The 16,093-nt window shown below is 69.7% G+C and carries 17 protein-coding genes; 10 read left to right on the top strand and 7 right to left on the bottom strand.

Annotated features, from left to right (window positions below; all coding sequences use genetic code 11):
* The first annotated feature begins 46 nt into the window (after window positions 1-46).
* From phnG to phnN, 7 genes are read left to right on the top strand one after another with little or no spacing between them, the layout of a single operon-like run.
* The gene (phnG, locus tag FE811_RS08075; protein WP_140847051.1) at window positions 47-499 is read left to right on the top strand and encodes a phosphonate C-P lyase system protein PhnG; all 453 of its coding nucleotides are present in this window, start codon (window positions 47-49) and stop codon (window positions 497-499) included.
* Entirely contained in the window at window positions 496-1,062 is a 567-nt protein-coding gene (gene phnH / locus FE811_RS08070; protein ID WP_140847046.1) for a phosphonate C-P lyase system protein PhnH, read from the top strand. The genes phnG and phnH overlap by 4 nt, the downstream gene beginning before the upstream one ends.
* Window positions 1,062-2,144: a carbon-phosphorus lyase complex subunit PhnI gene (locus FE811_RS08065; protein WP_140847044.1), complete on the top strand. Its 1,083-nt coding sequence runs from the start codon at window positions 1,062-1,064 to the stop codon at window positions 2,142-2,144. The genes phnH and FE811_RS08065 overlap by 1 nt, the downstream gene beginning before the upstream one ends.
* Entirely contained in the window at window positions 2,141-3,013 is an 873-nt protein-coding gene (locus tag FE811_RS08060) for an alpha-D-ribose 1-methylphosphonate 5-phosphate C-P-lyase PhnJ (protein WP_140847041.1), read from the top strand. The genes FE811_RS08065 and FE811_RS08060 overlap by 4 nt, the downstream gene beginning before the upstream one ends.
* A complete protein-coding gene (gene phnK / locus FE811_RS08055) occupies window positions 3,010-3,792 on the top strand; it encodes a phosphonate C-P lyase system protein PhnK (RefSeq protein ID WP_036755308.1) in 783 nt (260 codons plus the stop codon). Before FE811_RS08060 ends, phnK begins: the two co-directional genes overlap by 4 nt.
* A gap of 3 nt (window positions 3,793-3,795) precedes the next feature.
* The gene (gene phnL / locus FE811_RS08050; protein ID WP_140847036.1) at window positions 3,796-4,479 is read left to right on the top strand and encodes a phosphonate C-P lyase system protein PhnL; all 684 of its coding nucleotides are present in this window, start codon (window positions 3,796-3,798) and stop codon (window positions 4,477-4,479) included.
* Complete coding sequence (gene phnN, locus FE811_RS08045) at window positions 4,476-5,009, top strand: phosphonate metabolism protein/1,5-bisphosphokinase (PRPP-forming) PhnN (RefSeq protein WP_140847033.1); 534 nt, start codon at window positions 4,476-4,478, stop codon at window positions 5,007-5,009. The genes phnL and phnN overlap by 4 nt, the downstream gene beginning before the upstream one ends.
* On the opposite strand, the gene FE811_RS08040 is transcribed toward phnN, so the two are convergent.
* Complete coding sequence (locus FE811_RS08040; protein WP_140847030.1) at window positions 4,991-5,671, bottom strand: DUF1045 domain-containing protein; 681 nt, start codon at window positions 5,669-5,671, stop codon at window positions 4,991-4,993. The genes phnN and FE811_RS08040 overlap by 19 nt on opposite strands.
* Window positions 5,672-5,766: 95 nt before the next feature.
* Between FE811_RS08040 and FE811_RS08035 the strand changes: the two genes are divergently transcribed.
* Complete coding sequence (locus FE811_RS08035) at window positions 5,767-6,909, top strand: alpha-D-ribose 1-methylphosphonate 5-triphosphate diphosphatase (protein ID WP_140847028.1); 1,143 nt, start codon at window positions 5,767-5,769, stop codon at window positions 6,907-6,909.
* A 54-nt stretch (window positions 6,910-6,963) separates the two neighbouring features.
* Here FE811_RS08035 and FE811_RS08030 read toward each other — a convergent pair whose 3' ends face one another.
* From FE811_RS08030 to FE811_RS08010, 5 genes are read right to left on the bottom strand one after another with little or no spacing between them, the layout of a single operon-like run.
* Window positions 6,964-7,923, bottom strand: a complete 960-nt coding sequence (locus FE811_RS08030) for an ABC transporter substrate-binding protein (RefSeq protein WP_072462644.1) — start codon at window positions 7,921-7,923, stop codon at window positions 6,964-6,966.
* 18 nt (window positions 7,924-7,941) lie between these two features.
* Complete coding sequence (locus tag FE811_RS08025) at window positions 7,942-8,910, bottom strand: ABC transporter permease (RefSeq protein WP_140847025.1); 969 nt, start codon at window positions 8,908-8,910, stop codon at window positions 7,942-7,944.
* Window positions 8,907-10,391 carry a sugar ABC transporter ATP-binding protein gene (locus tag FE811_RS08020; protein WP_140847022.1) on the bottom strand — a complete coding sequence of 495 codons (1,485 nt, stop codon included), beginning with the start codon at window positions 10,389-10,391 and terminating at the stop codon, window positions 8,907-8,909. The genes FE811_RS08025 and FE811_RS08020 overlap by 4 nt, the downstream gene beginning before the upstream one ends.
* Window positions 10,388-11,482, bottom strand: coding sequence for a Gfo/Idh/MocA family protein (locus FE811_RS08015; RefSeq protein WP_140847020.1), 1,095 nt, complete (start codon window positions 11,480-11,482; stop codon window positions 10,388-10,390). The genes FE811_RS08020 and FE811_RS08015 overlap by 4 nt, the downstream gene beginning before the upstream one ends.
* Window positions 11,479-12,531 (bottom strand): sugar phosphate isomerase/epimerase, encoded by a 1,053-nt coding sequence (locus tag FE811_RS08010; protein WP_140847017.1) that lies wholly within the window; start codon window positions 12,529-12,531, stop codon window positions 11,479-11,481. Before FE811_RS08010 ends, FE811_RS08015 begins: the two co-directional genes overlap by 4 nt.
* Before the next feature lie 96 nt (window positions 12,532-12,627).
* Here FE811_RS08010 and FE811_RS08005 point away from each other — a divergent pair, with 96 nt between their 5' ends.
* A complete protein-coding gene (locus FE811_RS08005) occupies window positions 12,628-13,638 on the top strand; it encodes a LacI family DNA-binding transcriptional regulator (protein WP_140847014.1) in 1,011 nt (336 codons plus the stop codon).
* Between the two features lie 51 nt (window positions 13,639-13,689).
* On the opposite strand, the gene FE811_RS08000 is transcribed toward FE811_RS08005, so the two are convergent.
* On the bottom strand, window positions 13,690-15,057 hold the full coding sequence (locus FE811_RS08000; protein ID WP_140847011.1) for a dicarboxylate/amino acid:cation symporter: 1,368 nt from the start codon (window positions 15,055-15,057) through the stop codon (window positions 13,690-13,692).
* 206 nt (window positions 15,058-15,263) lie between these two features.
* On the opposite strand from FE811_RS08000, the gene FE811_RS07995 reads away from it, so the two are divergent.
* The coding region (locus FE811_RS07995; protein ID WP_255469690.1) for a cache domain-containing protein at window positions 15,264-16,093 on the top strand (830 nt) is incomplete at its 3' end.

Raw genomic sequence — 16,093 nt, 5'->3', positions numbered from 1 at the left:
GTTGTATAGGAATCTAGACAAACCCGCAAGCTTGTCGAGGCCCGGAATGTCCCAACCATCCCCATCTGAAACCGCCCTGCGCCGCAACTGGATCTCGGCCTTGGCCAAGGCGCCGCCGGGGCGGCTGGCGGCGCTGCTCTCCGACCTGCCTGCGCATGAGATGCTGCGCGCGCCCGAAATCGGCACCGTCATGGTGCAGGGCCGCATCGGCGGCACCGGCGCGCCCTTCAACCTGGGCGAGATGACCGTGACCCGCTGCTCGGTCCGGCTGGCCGAGGGCGCGGTGGGCCATGCCTGCGTGCAGGGCCGCGACAAGGCCCATGCCGCCCGCGCCGCCCTGGCCGATGCGCTGATGCAGACCGGGGCCGCGCCGCGGATCGAGGCGCAGGTGCTGGCCCCCCTGCGGGCCGAGGCCGCCCAGGCCCGCGCCAGCCGCGCCGCCAAGGCCGCCGCGACCCGCGTCGAATTCTTCACCATGCTGCGCGGAGAGGACGCATGAACGCCATCCTGACCGGCGGCTTCGCCGACCCCTCGACCCAATCCGCCCATGCCTTCCGCGCTCTCCTGGAGGCCATGGCGCGCCCCGGCCGCATCCTTGCCGTCGAGGGCGCCCGGCCGCCCGCGCCCCTCTCGGTCGCGGCCGGGGTGGCGCTCTTGACCCTGACCGATGCCACCACGCCTCTGCATCTGGCGGGTGCGGCGGATTGCGAGGCGCTGCGGGGCTGGATCGGCTTTCACACCGGCGCCCCGCTGGTCGCGGCCGAACAGGCGCAATTCGCGCTTGGCACATGGCAGGCGCTGCACCCCATCGGCCGCTTCCGCATCGGCGAGCCGTCCTATCCCGACCGCTCGGCCACGCTGATCGTCGAGATGGACCGGCTGGAGCCCGAGGGCGCCTGCCTGACCGGTCCCGGCATCGAAACCGAGGCGCGGCTGTCCCTGCCCGAGACCGCCGCCTTCCGCGCCAACCGGGCGCTGTTCCCGCTGGGCTTCGATTGCATCCTGACCTGCGGCGCGCGCCTTGCCGCCCTGCCGCGCAGCACCATCGTGGAGGACGCCTGATGTATGTCGCCGTCAAAGGGGGCGAGCGCGCCATCGACGCCGCCCATGCCTGGCTGGCCGAGGAACGCCGCGGCGACCCCGCCATCCCCGAGCTGACCGTGGCCCAGATCCGCGAGCAGATGGCGCTGGCGGTGAACCGGGTGATGGCCGAGGGCTCGCTCTACGATCCCGACCTGGCCGCGCTCGCGATCAAGCAGGCGCGCGGCGACCTGATCGAGGCGGTGTTCCTGATCCGCGCCTATCGCACCACCTTGCCGCGTTTCGGCGCCTCGCGCCCGGTCGACACGGCGGCGATGGCGGTCGATCGCCGCGTCTCGGCCACCTTCAAGGATCTGCCGGGCGGGCAGGTGCTGGGGCCGACCTTCGACTATACCCACCGCCTGCTGGATTTCGCGCTGGCCGCCGAGGGCGAGGCGCCGCCCGCGCCCCAGGCGCCTGCGCGGGACGAGCCGGTGCCGCATGTCACCGGCCTGCTGGACCGCGACGGGCTGATCGAGGGGCAGCCGGCGGACGACACGCCCGCCCCCGACCTGACGCGCCAGCCGCTGGAACTGCCGGCCTCGCGCGCGCTGCGCCTGCAGGCGCTGGCGCGGGCGGACGAGGGGTTCACCCTGTCGCTGGCCTATTCGACGCAGCGCGGCTACGGCCGCACCCATGCCTTCGTCGGTGAATTGCGCATCGGCCGCGTCGCGGTTCAGGTCGATCTGCCCGAGCTGGGCTTTGCCGTCGAGATCGGCGAGGTCGAGCTGACCGAATGCGACACGGTGAACCAGTTCAAGGGCTCCCGCACCGAGCCGCCGCAATTCACCCGCGGCTATGGCCTGGTCATGGGCCAGTCCGAGCGCAAGGCGATTTCCATGTCGCTGGTGGACCGCGCCCTGCGCTGGCAGGAACTGGGCGAGGATTTCACCGGCGCCCCGGCCCAGGATGAGGAATTCGTGCTAAGCCATTGCGACAACATCCAGTCGACGGGTTTCCTCGAACATATCAAGCTGCCGCATTACGTCGATTTCCAGGCCGAACTGGAACTGGTCCGGCGCATGCGGCGCGAGGCGATGCAGATGCAGGAGGCGGCGGAATGACCGACCAAGCCTATAATTTCGCCTATCTGGACGAACAGACCAAGCGGATGATCCGCCGCGCGCTGTTGAAGGCGCTGGCGATCCCCGGCTACCAGGTGCCCTTCGCCAGCCGCGAGATGCCGATGCCCTATGGCTGGGGCACCGGCGGCGTGCAGGTGACGGCGGCCTGCCTGACCCCGGACGACCGGCTGAAGGTCATCGACCAGGGCGCCGACGACACCACCAACGCGGTGTCGATCCGCCGCTTCTTCCAGCGCACGGCGGGGGTCGCAACCACCGAGCGCACGACTGACGCCACGGTGATCCAGACCCGCCACCGCATCCCCGAACAGCCGCTGGCCGAGGGGCAGATCCTGGTCTACCAGGTGCCGATCCCCGAACCCCTGCGCTTCCTGGAACCGCGCGAGACCGAGACGCGCAAGATGCACGAGCTTGAGGAATACGGGCTGATGCACGTCAAGCTTTACGAGGACATCGCCCGGCATGGCGAGATCGCGACCGCCTATGCCTATCCGGTCAGGGTCGAGGGGCGCTATGTCATGGACCCTTCGCCGATCCCGAAGTTCGACAACCCGAAGCTGGCCGGCAATCCGGCGATCCAGCTGTTCGGCGCCGGGCGCGAGGCGCGGATCTATGCCCTGCCGCCTTATTCCGATGTGGTCAGCCTGGATTTCGAGGACCACCCCTTCACGGCCTCCAAGGCCGATCACGCATGCGACCTGTGCGGCTCGGGCAGCAGCTATCTGGACGAGGTCATCACCGACGACCGCGGCACGCGCATGTTCGTCTGTTCCGACACCGATTTCTGCGCCGCGCGCCAGGCGCAGGGGCATCGCGGCCGCCTGTCGCCGCAAGGAGACGCGCCATGACCCTGATGCAGAACGCCATCACCGCCGCACCGCTGCTGTCGGTGCAGGGCTTGACGAAACGCTACGGCCCGCGGATCGGCTGCGCCGATGTCGGCTTCGACCTTTACCCCGGCGAGGTGCTGGGCATCGTCGGCGAAAGCGGCTCGGGGAAATCGACGCTGCTGTCCTGCCTGGCCGGGCACCAGCGCCCGGACCAGGGGCGGATCCTGTTCGACGGTGCCGATGTGCTGGCATTCTCGGAAGCCGAGCGGCGCCGGCTCTTGCGCGGCGACTGGGCGTATGTCCACCAGAACCCGCGCGACGGGCTGCGCATGGGCGTTTCCGCCGGCGGCAATGTCGGCGAGCGGCTGATGGCCGTGGGCGCGCGCAACTATGCCGCCATCCGCGACAGCGCCACCGACTGGCTGGGCCGGGTCGAGATCGCGGCGGACCGCATCGACGACCGCCCCTCGGCCTTTTCCGGGGGCATGCAGCAGCGCTTGCAGATCGCGCGCAACCTGGTGACGGGGCCGCGGCTGGTGTTCATGGACGAACCCACCGGCGGGCTTGACGTCAGCGTGCAGGCGCGGCTGCTGGACCTGCTGCGCGGGCTGGTGCGCGACCTTGGCCTGTCGGTGGTGATCGTCACCCATGACCTGGCGGTGGTGCGGCTGCTCGCCGACCGGCTGATGGTGATGAAGTCGGGCAGGGTGGTGGAAACCGGGCTGACCGACCAGGTGCTGGACGATCCCCAGCACGCCTATACCCAGCTTCTCGTGTCCTCTGTCCTGCAGGTGTGAACCATGATCGAGATCCGGAACCTTTCGAAAAGCTTTACCCTGCACAACCAGGGCGGGGTGGCGATCCCGGTGATGGCGGGCGGGCATCTGCGCGTGGGCCCTGGCGAATGCGTCGGGCTGGTCGGCCGCTCGGGCGCCGGGAAATCGACGCTGATGCGCATGGTCTATGGCAACTACCTGGCCGGGGGCGGGTCGATCCGCATCGGCGGGGTCGACGTGGTCACGGCTGAGCCGCGCCAGATCCTGGCGCTGCGCCGCGCGGTCCTGGGCCATGTCAGCCAGTTCCTGCGCGTCGTGCCGCGCGTGCCCACGCTGGAGGTTGTGGCCGAGCCGCTGTTGCGGCTGGGCATCGCCCCCCAGGCGGCGCGGGCGCGCGCCGCCGATCTGCTGGCGCGGCTGAACATCCCCGAGCGGCTGTGGCGGCTGTCGCCCACCACCTTCTCGGGCGGCGAGCAGCAGCGCGTGAACATCGCCCGCGGCTTTGCCCATGACTATCCGGCCCTGCTGCTGGACGAGCCGACCGCCAGCCTGGATGCGCAGAACCGCGAGGTGGTGCTGTGCCTGATCCAGGAGGCCAAGGCCCGCGGCGCGGCGATCCTGGGCATCTTTCACGACGAGCGCGCGCGGGACCGGGTCTGCGACCGGCTGGTCGACGTGACCGGCTTCACGCCGGGGCTGGCAGCATGAGCCGGCGGCTGGTTGCCGTGGTCGGCCCCTCGGGCGCGGGCAAGGACACGCTGATGGCGCTGGCCTGCGCCGCGCGGCCCGACATCCGCGCCGCCCGCCGCGTCGTTACCCGCCCGGCCGAGGCCGGCGGCGAGGATTTCGAGGGCGTGACCGAGGCCGAGTTTGCCGCCCGCCGGCAGGCCGGCGCATTCGCCCTGCATTGGCGCGCGCATGGGCTGGGCTACGGCATCCCGGCCGAGGCCTTGGCCGGGCAGGGCACGCTGCTCATCAACGCCAGCCGCGCCGTGCTGGCCGAGGCGCAGGCGCGGTTCCCCGACCTGGCGGTGCTGCTGGTGACGGCGCCGCCCGAGGTGCTGGCGCGGCGGCTGGCCGGGCGCGGGCGCGAAAGCGGCGCGGACCAGGCGGCGCGGCTGGCGCGGGCGGGCTTTCCGCTGCCGCCGGGCATCGTGCCGCGGGTGGTGGTGAACGACGGCACGCCCGAACAGGGGCTCGCGCGCTTTCTGGCCGCGCTTCAGCCGGAAAGGGTATAGCGATGCAGCAGGCGAAAGCGCCCGTCCTCGGCCTCGCCGAACAGGCACAGGTCGGCGATGCGAAAGGGCCGGGGCAGGACCGGGGCGAAATGCGCATCCAGGATCTGCGCCGCCTGGGTGGCCAGCGGTTCCTCCAGCCGGTCGGTCAGGGTCAGGTGGAAACGGAATTCCTCCATGACATAGGGATAGCCCCAAAGCCGCAGCAATTCGCGCTGGCGCGGGGTCAGGCGATCGGGGCGGCGGCGGGCGATCTCGGCCTCGGTCAGGGGCGCGCGCAGGCCGTCGAGCGCCGCCACCACCGTCGCGGCCAGGGCTTGCAGCGGTGCTGCGTCGCCCTCGGGCACCAGCGCCAGGAAACCGCCCAGGCTGGCGAGCCGCAGGCCAGGCAGGGTGACGGGCGAAAGCCGCCGGGCCAGCCCCGCCACGGCGCGGTGCAATTCGTCGGCATCCCGGCCCTCGGCCAGCCGGAAGGGCGGCTTCAGCGTGCCATGAAAGCCGTATTTGCGCGGATCGCGGGTGATCTCGGCGGCCGGCAGGCCCAGGTCGGGCGGGTCCAGCGGCTGGCCCGCGGCGGCATCCCAGCCCAGCCAGGCGCTGGCGCGGCTGGCGAATGCGCCCTCGGGCGGGGCGTAATAGACGGCGTAACGCTTCATCATGTCCATGCGCAGGCTCTTATCGCTGGCGTGTCACAGGCTTGTGACACGGCGCTGGCATTCAGCCCGTCCATGGACCCGGACGCAAGACAGGACGACAGAAGATGACCGAGACGATCCTTGCAAACGCCACGCTCGTTCTGCCCCGCGAGGTGATCCGCGGGGCGCTGCGCATGGCCGATGGCCGCATCAGCGCCATCGACCATGGCGCGACCGTGCCCCAGGGCGCGGTGGATTGCGGCGGCGATCTGGTGATGCCGGGGCTGATCGAGCTGCATACCGACAATCTGGAGCGCCATATCCAGCCCCGCCCCCGCGTGCATTGGCCGCATCAGGCGGCGATCCTGGCCCATGACGGCGAACTGGCCAGCGTGGGCATCACCACGGTCTTCGACGCGCTGCGCGTGGGGTCGGTCGTGTCGGACGGCAAGGCGAATTACGGCGAATATGCCCGCGCCCTGGCCGACGAGATCCTGGAGCTGCGCGCCATGGGCGCGCTGAAGATCAGCCATTACCTGCACCTGCGGGCCGAGGTCTGTTCCGAAACCCTGGTGGCCGAGATGGCCAAGTTCGGTCCCCAGGACCGCATCGGCATCGTCAGCCTGATGGACCACACGCCCGGAGAGCGGCAGTTCCGCGACATCTCCAAGCTCAAGGATTACGTCTGCGGCAAGCACGGCCTGTCGGACGAAGGCTTTGCCGACCATGTCGCCAGCCAGCGCGCCCTGCGCGAAAGGCTGGGCGCGGTGCACGAGGAAACGGCGGTGGCCGAGGCGCGGCGCTATGGCGCGGTGCTGGCCAGCCATGACGACACCACGGCGGCGCAGGTCGCGGTCTCGGCCGGGCATGGTGCGCATTTCGCCGAGTTCCCGACCACGGCCGAAGCCGCGCGCGCCTGCCGCGACCACGGCATCCGGGTGATGATGGGGGCGCCGAACCTGATCCGCGGCGGCAGCCATTCGGGCAATGTCGCGGCGGCGGACCTGGCCGAGGCGGGGCTTCTGGACATCCTGTCCTCGGACTACGTGCCTTCGTCGCTGCTGTCGGCGGCGCTGCTGCTGGGCGATCTGTGGGGGGACATGGCGCGCGGCATCGCCACCGTGACCCAGGGCCCGGCCCAGGCGACCGGGCTGGCCGACCGCGGCCGGCTTGCCCCCGGCACGCGGGCCGACGTGATCCGTGTCGCCCGCATCGGCCGCGGCGCCGCGCTGCGCGGCGCCTGGGTGCAGGGGGCCCGCGTGGCCTGATCGCATCGCCGGACGCAGCCCCGCCGAGGCAAGGGGGCTGCGCGGGCGGCCCGTTCAGAACGGGCTGTCGGGATAATAGAACTGCTCGGCGTTCTCGGGCGTGATCAACTGGCTGCCGATGATGAAGCGCCCGGTCATCGGCGCGTTCGACACGAAGTTCAGCGCCGTCATCTCGATGGCCGAGGAAATCAGCGCCGGCGGATAGGTCACGTTCACCGGCAGCTGCTTGTCGCCCTCCATGATGCGCTTGACGATCTCCTTCATGCCGGCGCCGCCGATCACCCACATCTCGTCCTGGCGGTTCGCGGCCGAGATCGCCTCGAGCACGCCGATGGCCATGTCGTCGTCGGCGGCCCAGACCGCGTCGATCTGCGGGTATTTCGCCAGGTAGTCCTGCATCACCGCAAAGGCGTCGTCGCGGTTCCAGTTGCCGTGCTGCATGTCCAGGATCTCGACCTCGGAGCCCTCCAGCGCGGCGCGGAAGGCATCGACGCGCTCGTTGTCCAGCGTGGTCGGGATGCCGCGCAGCACCACGATCTTGGCGCCGGGCTCAAGGTTTCCCTTGAAATATTCCCCCGCCACGCGGCCGAAGGCGGTGTTGTCGCCGGCGACGTAAAGATCCTCGATCCCTTCCTGGCTCAGCCCGCGGTCCACCACGGTGACGAACTTGCCCGCATCCTTGACCGCCTTGACCGGGGCGGTCAGCGGCTCGGATTCGAAGGGCAGCACCACCAGTGCGTCGATGTTGCGCGTGGCCATCATGTCCTCGATGTCGTTGACCTGCTTGGCCGGATCGCCGGCGGTGGACAGCACGAATTCAAGGTTGGGATAGGTTGCGCCCAGCCGCTTGATCGTGTCCTGCGCGTGCCAGTTCAGCCCGCCCATGAACCCATGCGTGGCCGACGGGATCGACACGCCGATGATCTTCTTCTCGGCCTCCTGCGCGACGGCGGGGGCGGCGATCCCCATCGCGGCCATCAGCGCGGCGGCTTTCATCAGGCTTCTGCGTTTCATCTGTTGCTTCCTCCCCAGTCACCGCTCCTCGGCGGTGCGTTTCTCCCGCTGCAAGACGACAGCAAGAACGATGATGACCCCCTGGATCGCCCCGTTCAGATAGGGGCTGACCAGGTCGGCCAGATTCAGGATGTTGTCGATCAGCGACAGGATCAGCACGCCGACCACCGTGCCCCAGACCCGGCCGCGCCCGCCTTTCAGCGCCGTGCCGCCGATGATGACCGCGGCGATGGCCTCAAGCTCCCACAGAACCCCGGTCGAGCCCGAGGCCGAGCCGAGGCGCGGCACGTAAAGCACCACGGCCAGCCCGACCAGCACGCCCAGCAGCACATAGGTCAGAAGCCGCATCCGGTTCACGTCGATGGCCGAATAGCGCGCGACGCGGTCGTTCGAGCCGATGGCCTCGACATGTCGGCCAAAGCGGGAATGGCGCATGGTCCATTCGCCCAGGACCGCGACGATGGCAAAGACGATGATCGGCCAGGTGATCCAGCCGATGCCGCCGTAATAGACCGGCCGGTAGAGCGTGCGCAGCCCGTAGTCGAGGCTCAGCGTGCCGCCGTCGGCCAGCCATGTCACCAGCGAGCGGAAGATGCCCATGGTGCCCAGCGTGACGATGAAGGGCTCGATCCGCGCCTTGGTGACAAGCGCGCCGTTCAGGTAGCCCGCGGCGATGCCGCCCAGGACCGCGACGCCCATGCCCAGCAGGATCGTGCCCCAGTTGCTGCCCAGGCCGGGCAGGGCGGCGTTCATGGCGATGATGGTGATCCCGGCCAGAAAGGCGGCCATGGACCCCACAGACAGGTCCAGCCCGCCCGCGGTGATGACGAAGGTCATGCCGACCGCGATCAGCCCGATGAAGGCCGAGCGCGCCAGCACGTTGGTGATGTTCGCCGGCGCCAGGAAGGCGCTGTTCAGGACCGCGCCCAGGATCACCAGGGCGACCAGGGCGACAAGCGGGCCAAGGGTATGCAGGTCGAGTTTCATGCGGCTTCTCCGGTCACACCCATGGCCAGGCGGACGATGCGGTCTTCGGTCATGTCCTCGCCGTCGAGTTCGCCGGCCAGCCGCCCCTCGCGCATGACCAGCACGCGGTCGGCAAGGCCGATCACCTCGGTCATCTCGCTGCTGATGACGATCAGGCTGCGGCCCTCGGCGGCGAGCTTGCGGATGAAGGCATAGATCTGGCGCTTGGTGCCCACGTCGATGCCGCGCGTCGGCTCATCGATAAGAATGATTCGAGGATCTGGGAGCATAACCTTGGCCAGCAACAGTTTCTGCTGGTTTCCGCCGGAAAGCTTTCCGGCCGGCATGTCGCGGCGTGGGGCGCGGATGTCGAATTCGCGCGTGGCGCTGTCCAGCGCGGCGTCCTCGGCCTTGGTGTCCAGCCGCCAGGTGCCGAAGCGCTCCAGCGTGGCCAGCGTCAGGTTCTCGCGCAGCCCCTTGTCGAGCAGCAGGCCGGCTTCCTTGCGGTCCTCGGTCAGATAGGCGAGGCCGGCGGCAAAGGCGTCGCGCAGGCTGCGGATGGCGACCGGCCGGCCCTCGACCCGGATCTCGCCCTGCGATGCGCGCAGGCCGACCAGCCCCTCGGCCAGTTCGGTGCGCCCCGAGCCGACGAGGCCGGCGATGCCCAGCACCTCGCCGCGGCGCAGGGTAAAGCTGACGTCGCGGACCCGGCCGGGCACCGAAAGACCCCGCACCTCCAGCGCAGGCGCGTCGCCCGGCTGGCCCTTGGGCGGGTAGAAATCCTGCAACTCGCGCCCGACCATGGCGGTGGCCATGCCGTCCTCGGTCAGCTCGCCGCGCAGCGCCTGGCGCACCACGCGGCCGTCGCGCAGCACGGTGATGCGGTCGGCCAGATGCGCCACCTCCTCCAGCCGGTGCGAGCAGTAAAGGATCGCCACCCCCTCGGCCCGAAGCCGGTCGATCTGCTGGTAAAGCGAGCCGACCTCGCGATGGGTCAGCACGGCGCTGGGTTCGTCCATGATCAGCACGCGGGCCTTGCGCGACAGGGCCTTGGCGATCTCGACCATCTGGCGGTCGGGCACGGACAGGTCGCGGATGCGCGCATCGGGGTCGATGCGGGTGTCCAGCCGCTTGAGCAGCGCGGCGGTGGCGTCCCGCATGGCGGCATGGTCCAGCCGCCAGCCGCCGGGTTCGCGCCCCAGGAACACGTTCGCCGCCACGGTCAGGTCGGGGGCAAGGTTGAACTCCTGGTGGATGACGACGATGCCCTGCGCCTCGGCCTCGGGGCCGCTGGCGAAGCGGACGGGCTGGCCGTCCAGCAGCACCTGGCCCGAGGTCGGGTCCAGGAAACCGCCCAGGATCTTCATGATGGTGGATTTGCCGGCGCCGTTCTCGCCGATCAGGGCATGGACCTCGCCCGGCTCCAGCGCCAGGTCGACGCCGTGCAGGACCTTGATCGGGCCGAAGCGTTTCGAGACGTTGTCGAGCGCCAGAACGGTCATGGCCCGACCTCGACCCATGCGCCGCCCCGTGCCGAGGACGCCTGTGCGGCGGCGATGAAACCCATGCCCGACAGCCCGGCATCCAGCCCCGGCACGCGGTCTGCAAGGCTGGAATCTCCTTGAATGATCGACGCTATATCACGGTATAGATTGGCGAAACCTTCCAGGTAGCCCTCGGGGTGGCCGGGCGGGGTGCGATATGAGGCGCTGCGGTCCTGCGCCCGCGTCAGGACGCGGGCCGGGCCGTCCTTGGGCGACAGGATCAGCCGCTCGGGGTCGGGCAGGCGCCATTCCAGCGCCGCCTTGGTGCCAAAGACCCGCAGCGACAGCCCGTTTTCCTGGCCGACGGCGACCTGGCTGACCCAGATGCCGCCCCGCGTGCCCGAGCCGTAGCGCAGCGCGATGCGGGCATCGTCGTCGACCGCGCGGCCCGGCACCATGCTGGAGAGTTCCGCCGACAGGGACGCGGGCGTCTGGCCGGTGACGAATTGCGCAAGCTGCCAGGCATGGGTGCCGATGTCGCCGATGGCGCCGGCCCCGGCGCGGGCGGGATCGGTGCGCCATTCGGCCTGCTTGCCCTTGGCCGGGTCGGCCAGCCAGCCTTGCAGATATTCGGCCTGCACCACCCGGATGTCGCCCAACGCGCCCTCGGCCACCAGCGCGCGAGCCTCGCGCACCATGGGCATGGCGCAGTAGTTGTGGGTCAGGAAAAACCGCGCACCGCTGGCCTGCGCGGCCTCGGCGATCTCGTGCGCCTGTTCGGGCGTGGCCGCCAGCGGCTTGTCGCAGATCACATGGATGCCGGCGCGCAGGAAGGCTGCGGCGGGGGCGGCATGCAGGTGGTTCGGGGTGACGATGCTGACCGCCTCGATCCCGTCCTCGCGCGCCGCCTCGGCCCGCGCCATCTCGGCGAAATCGCCATAGCTGCGGATGCCCAGCTCGGCCGCGCTGGCCGCCGCGCGGGCAGGGTCCGAGGACAGCGCGCCCGCGACCAGCGCGAAGCGCCCGTCCATGCGCGCGGCGATGCGGTGGATGGCGCCGATAAAGGCGCCGCTGCCGCCGCCGACCATGCCCAGGCGAACCGGCCTCATAGCCCCAGCGCCCTGTCGATGGCCGCGCGGTCCACGCGGCTGGCGGCGAAATCGTCGAAGGCATGGGGTGTCACGCGGATGACATGGTCGCGCACGAAACGCGCGCCTTCCCGTGCTCCGTCCTCGGGGTGTTTCAGCGCGCATTCCCATTCGACCACCGCCCAGCCGTCGAAACCGTATTGCGTCAGCTTGGAAAACACGCTGCGGAAATCGACCTGCCCGTCGCCGGGGCTGCGGAAGCGGCCGGCGCGATCCGCCCAGGGCTGATAGCCGCCATAGACGCCCTGCCGGCCGGTCGGGCGGAACTCGGCATCCTTGACGTGGAACATGCGGATGCGGTCGTGATAGAGGTCGATGTTCTGAAGGTAATCAAGCTGTTGCAGGACATAATGCGAGGGATCGTAAAGCATGTTCGCCCGCGCGTGGCCGCCGATCCGGTCCAGGAACATCTCGAAGGTCGCGCCGTCATGCAGATCCTCGCCCGGATGGATCTCATAGCAAAGGTCGATGCCGTGATCCTCGGCCAGGTCCAGCAGCGGGCGCCAGCGCGCGGCCAGCGTGTCGAACGCCGCCTCGACAAGCCCCGGCGCGCGCTGCGGCCAGGGGTAGAGGTAGGGCCAGGCCAGGGCGCCCGAGAACGTCGCCATCCGGTCCAGGCCCAGCAGCCGGCTGACCCGGATGGCGCGGGCGACCTGATCGACCGCCCATTCCTGCCGCGCGGGGGGATTGCCGCGCAGGGCCGGCGGCGCGAAGGCGTCGAAACCGGCGTCATAGGCCGGATGCACGGCGACGAGCTGGCCTTGCAGATGCGTCGAAAGCTCGGTCACTTCGACGCCGTTCTGCCGGGCGATGCCCAGGAATTCGTCGCGGTAGTCCTGCGACTCCCCGGCCCGCGCCAGGTCCAGCATGCGCGGGTCGCTGGTCGGCACCTGCACGCCCAGATAGCCGCAATCGGCCGCCCAGCGGGTGATGCCGTCCCAGCTGTCGAAAGGCGCCGTATCGCCGATGAACTGCGCCAGAAACAGCGCCGGTCCCTTGATGGTCTGCATGATCCCCTCTCTCCCCAAGGGTCAGGCTGCACCGCTCTGCAATCGATTGCAAACATTTTCTTGCACCGCATCGCGCGGGGCGCGTAACCTTTGGCGATGGAAAGCCAGATCCCGCCCGGACGGGCCAGATTGTCGGATGTCGCAAGGCGCGCGGGCGTGTCGGCCTCGACCGTCAGCCGGGTGCTGTCCAATCCGGCGGTGGTGGCCAAGGCCACGCGCGAGGCGGTGATGCAGGCCGTGGCCGAGACCGGCTATCGCATGAACCACGCCGCGCGGAACCTGCGCAAGCAGCGGACCGGCTGCGTCGTGGCGCTGGTGCCGAACCTGGGCAATCCCTTCTTTGCCAAGATCCTGGACGGGATGGGGCGCGAACTGGCCGCCGCCGGCTATGACCTGCTGGTCGCCGACACGCTGGAGGACAGCGGCCGCCATACCCGGCTGGACCGTTTCCTGGACCCCTCGCGCGCGGACGGGATCATCCTGCTGGACGGGCTGGCGCCCTTTGGCGACCTGGCGGGGCGGGCGGACCTGCCGCCGGTCGTCACCGCCTGCGAATGGATCGAGGGCGCTGACCTGCCCCGCGTGATGCTGGACAATCGCGAGGGCGGGCGGCTGGCCGTTGCGCATCTGCGCGCGCTTGGCCACGCCCATATCGGCGTGATCGGCGGCCCGCCCGGCAACGTGCTGCACAAGGCGCGCCGGCAGGGCGCGCATGAGGCCGCGGGCGGGGCGCGGATCACCGAGTTTCCCGGCGACTTCACCATGCAATCCGGCCAGCAGGCGGCGCTGGCCTGGCAGGCGCTGGCACCGGCCGACCGGCCGACCGGGATCTTTGCCTTTTCCGACGAGATGGCCTGCGCCTTCATGTCCGGGCTTCAGCGCGCAGGGCATCATGTGCCGCGCGACCTGTCCATCGTCGGCTTCGACGACATCGAGCTGGTCTCGCACCTGTCCCCGGCGCTGACCACCATCCGCCAGCCCAAGCGCGAGATCGGCCGCAAGGCGGCGCGGATCATCCTGGACCGCATCGCCGGGCGCGAGATCCCCCCCGTGACCCTGCTGGCGCCGCGGCTGATGCTGCGCGAGACGACGGCCCCGCCGCCCTGAACGGAAAAAGGGCGCCCGCGGCGGGGCGCCCCTTGTTGCAGTCGCGGCGGGTCAGTCGGCGCTGGCCTCGTTCAGGCGCAGCCCGGCGGGGGCGCCGTGCAGGTCGTGGATCGGGGCGACCTGGCCCCCCGCCTCGCCGGCCAGCACGCGGTCGAACTGGTCGCGGTCCAGCGCGCCTTCCCAGCGGCTGACGACCACGGTCGCCACCGCATTGCCGATGAAATTGGTGATCGAGCGGCATTCCGACATGAAGCGGTCCACGCCCAGGATCAGCGCCATGCCGGCGACCGGCACGGTCGGCACCACCGACAGCGTCGCGGCCAGGGTGATGAAGCCCGCCCCGGTGACGCCCGCCGCGCCCTTCGACGACAGCATGGCGACCAGCAGCAGCAGGATCTGCTGTTGCAGCGTCAGGTCGGTATTCGTCGCCTGGGCGATGAACAGCGCCGCCAGCGTCATGTAGATGTTGGTGCCGTCCAGGTTGAAGCTGTAGCCGGTGGGCACGACCAGCCCGACGACGGAGCGCTTGCAGCCGGCCTTCTCCATCTTCTCCATCAGCGAGGGCAGTGCCGATTCCGAGGAGGAGGTGCCCAGCACCAGCAGGATCTCGGCCTTGAGATAGGAGATCAGCCGGAAGATGGAAAAGCCGTTGAGCATGCAGACCGTGCCCAGGATCACGACGACGAACAGCGCCGAGGTCAGGTAGAAGGTGCCGACCAGCGTCGCCAGGTTCACCACCGAGGCGATGCCGTATTTGCCGATGGTAAAGGCGAAGGCCCCGAAGGCACCAATGGGCGCGGCCTTCATCAGGATGTCGACCATGCGGAAGACGGCGTGGCTGATCGCCTCGAACAGCGCCACGACCGGCTTGCCCTTGTCGCCGATCAGGATCAGGCCGATGCCGAACAGGATGGCGATGAACAGGACTTGCAGGATGTTGCCCTCGACGAAGGCCGAGGTCATCGTGGACGGGATGATGTCCATGACAAACCCGGTCAGCGAGGAGTCATGCGCCTTGGCGGCATAGTCCGCGACCTTGCTGGCATCCAGCGTCGCCGGGTCGATGTTCATGCCGGCGCCGGGGCGGATGACGTTGGCGGTGATCAGCCCGACGATCAGCGCCAGGGTCGAGAAGGTCAGGAAATAGCCGAAAGCCTTGCCGACGACCGAGCCCACGCCCTTCAGCGTGCCCATGCCGGCAAGGCCGGTGACGATGGTCAGGAAGATGACCGGGGCGATGATCATCTTGACCAGCTTGATGAAGGCGTCGCCCAGGGGCTTCAGCGCCTCGCCCGTTTCGGGATAGAAATGCCCGATCAGCGCGCCGGCGGCGATGGCGCACAGAACCTGGAAATAGAGATGTCTGTAAAAGGGCCGCGGTGCGTGAGCGACCGGCGCGGCCGTGGTGTCGATGTGCATGGGGCCTCCTCCAACCTGCGTATGACGGTGATGTGACCGCCATGATAAATTCGCGGGCCCTGGCGCCAAAAAACCGGGCGCATGACAGCAATGCGTTGTAATCATGGCTTTTTGTCGCCAGCGGCCGAGCAAATCCGTGTGGTTTTCCACACAGGGCGGATCTGCTAGTGTGGAAACCCGCACAACGTCCGTCCGCCAGGGGAAGCATGGCCGCCACAACCGATTCGCAAGGCGCAAGGCCCGGCCCGATGCTGTGGCGGCTGCTGGTCGCGGCGACCGTGGCGCTGGCCATGCTGGCGGCCTTGGCGCTGGCCTTTCGGCTGGCCCATGGCAATGCCGCCCGCGCCCTGACCGAGCGGCTGGAGATCAGCGCGCAAAGCCGGGTGCAGACGCTGGAAAGCGTGCTGGCCAAGCAGCGCGCCGTGGCCACGGTCCTGTCCGACGATGCCGCCGTGCTGCAGGCACTGGCCGAGCCGTCGCCGGCCAATGTCTCGCGCGTGTCGCAAAAGCTGGAACGGTTGCAGGAGCAGACCAGCAGCGCGGTGATCTATCTGCTCGATCGCGACGGCGTCGCCATCGCCGCCTCGAACTGGCACGATCCCGACAGTTTCGTCGGCTCGGACTACAGCTTTCGCAGCTATTTCAGCGAGGCGCTGCTTCGCGGCGAGGCGACCCAATTCGCGCTTGGCACCGTCAGCCGGCGGCCGGGGCTCTACCTGTCCCACGACGTGCCGCAGATGGGCGAGCCCCTGGGCGTCATCGTGGTGAAGGTGGAATTCGACGCGATGGAGCAGGGCTGGGCGCAGGCGGCCGAGACCACGCTGGTCACGGACGCGGCCGGGCAGGTGATCCTGTCCAGCGCGCCGCAGTTGCGCTTTGCGCCGCTGCCGCCGATCCCGGCCGGGCAGGTTTCGGCCCGGCGCGCGGTGCCGGGCGCGGGCTGGGTGCTGTGGGTCCGGGCACCCTCGGCCGAGGCGGTGCGAGCGGCGCTGCTGGCGGCGGGCACCGTCGGCTTCCTGTTCACGCTGCTGCTGGC

It is taken from the genome of Paracoccus sp. FO-3 (assembly GCF_006386455.1).
GTDB classification, from domain to species: Bacteria; Pseudomonadota; Alphaproteobacteria; order Rhodobacterales; family Rhodobacteraceae; genus Paracoccus; species Paracoccus versutus.
The sequence above is the reverse complement of the archived record's forward strand: the minus strand, read 5'-3'. Positions and strand labels throughout refer to the sequence as shown.

What these genes read in the sequence shown, in the direction of transcription:
- FE811_RS08035 (WP_140847028.1), top strand. Translation starts at nt 5,767, where the DNA reads ATGACCGAGACGATCCTTGCAAACGCCACGCTCGTTCTGCCCCGCGAG.
- FE811_RS08060 (WP_140847041.1), top strand. Translation starts at nt 2,141, where the DNA reads ATGACCGACCAAGCCTATAATTTCGCCTATCTGGACGAACAGACCAAG.
- FE811_RS08010 (WP_140847017.1), bottom strand. Translation starts at nt 12,531, where the DNA reads ATGCAGACCATCAAGGGACCGGCGCTGTTTCTGGCGCAGTTCATCGGC.
- FE811_RS08020 (WP_140847022.1), bottom strand. Translation starts at nt 10,391, where the DNA reads ATGACCGTTCTGGCGCTCGACAACGTCTCGAAACGCTTCGGCCCGATC.
- phnG (WP_140847051.1), top strand. Translation starts at nt 47, where the DNA reads ATGTCCCAACCATCCCCATCTGAAACCGCCCTGCGCCGCAACTGGATC.
- phnN (WP_140847033.1), top strand. Translation starts at nt 4,476, where the DNA reads ATGAGCCGGCGGCTGGTTGCCGTGGTCGGCCCCTCGGGCGCGGGCAAG.
- FE811_RS08040 (WP_140847030.1), bottom strand. Translation starts at nt 5,671, where the DNA reads ATGGACATGATGAAGCGTTACGCCGTCTATTACGCCCCGCCCGAGGGC.
- phnK (WP_036755308.1), top strand. Translation starts at nt 3,010, where the DNA reads ATGACCCTGATGCAGAACGCCATCACCGCCGCACCGCTGCTGTCGGTG.
- phnL (WP_140847036.1), top strand. Translation starts at nt 3,796, where the DNA reads ATGATCGAGATCCGGAACCTTTCGAAAAGCTTTACCCTGCACAACCAG.
- FE811_RS08015 (WP_140847020.1), bottom strand. Translation starts at nt 11,482, where the DNA reads ATGAGGCCGGTTCGCCTGGGCATGGTCGGCGGCGGCAGCGGCGCCTTT.
- FE811_RS08025 (WP_140847025.1), bottom strand. Translation starts at nt 8,910, where the DNA reads ATGAAACTCGACCTGCATACCCTTGGCCCGCTTGTCGCCCTGGTCGCC.
- phnH (WP_140847046.1), top strand. Translation starts at nt 496, where the DNA reads ATGAACGCCATCCTGACCGGCGGCTTCGCCGACCCCTCGACCCAATCC.
- FE811_RS08065 (WP_140847044.1), top strand. Translation starts at nt 1,062, where the DNA reads ATGTATGTCGCCGTCAAAGGGGGCGAGCGCGCCATCGACGCCGCCCAT.
- FE811_RS08005 (WP_140847014.1), top strand. Translation starts at nt 12,628, where the DNA reads ATGGAAAGCCAGATCCCGCCCGGACGGGCCAGATTGTCGGATGTCGCA.
- FE811_RS08000 (WP_140847011.1), bottom strand. Translation starts at nt 15,057, where the DNA reads ATGCACATCGACACCACGGCCGCGCCGGTCGCTCACGCACCGCGGCCC.
- FE811_RS08030 (WP_072462644.1), bottom strand. Translation starts at nt 7,923, where the DNA reads ATGAAACGCAGAAGCCTGATGAAAGCCGCCGCGCTGATGGCCGCGATG.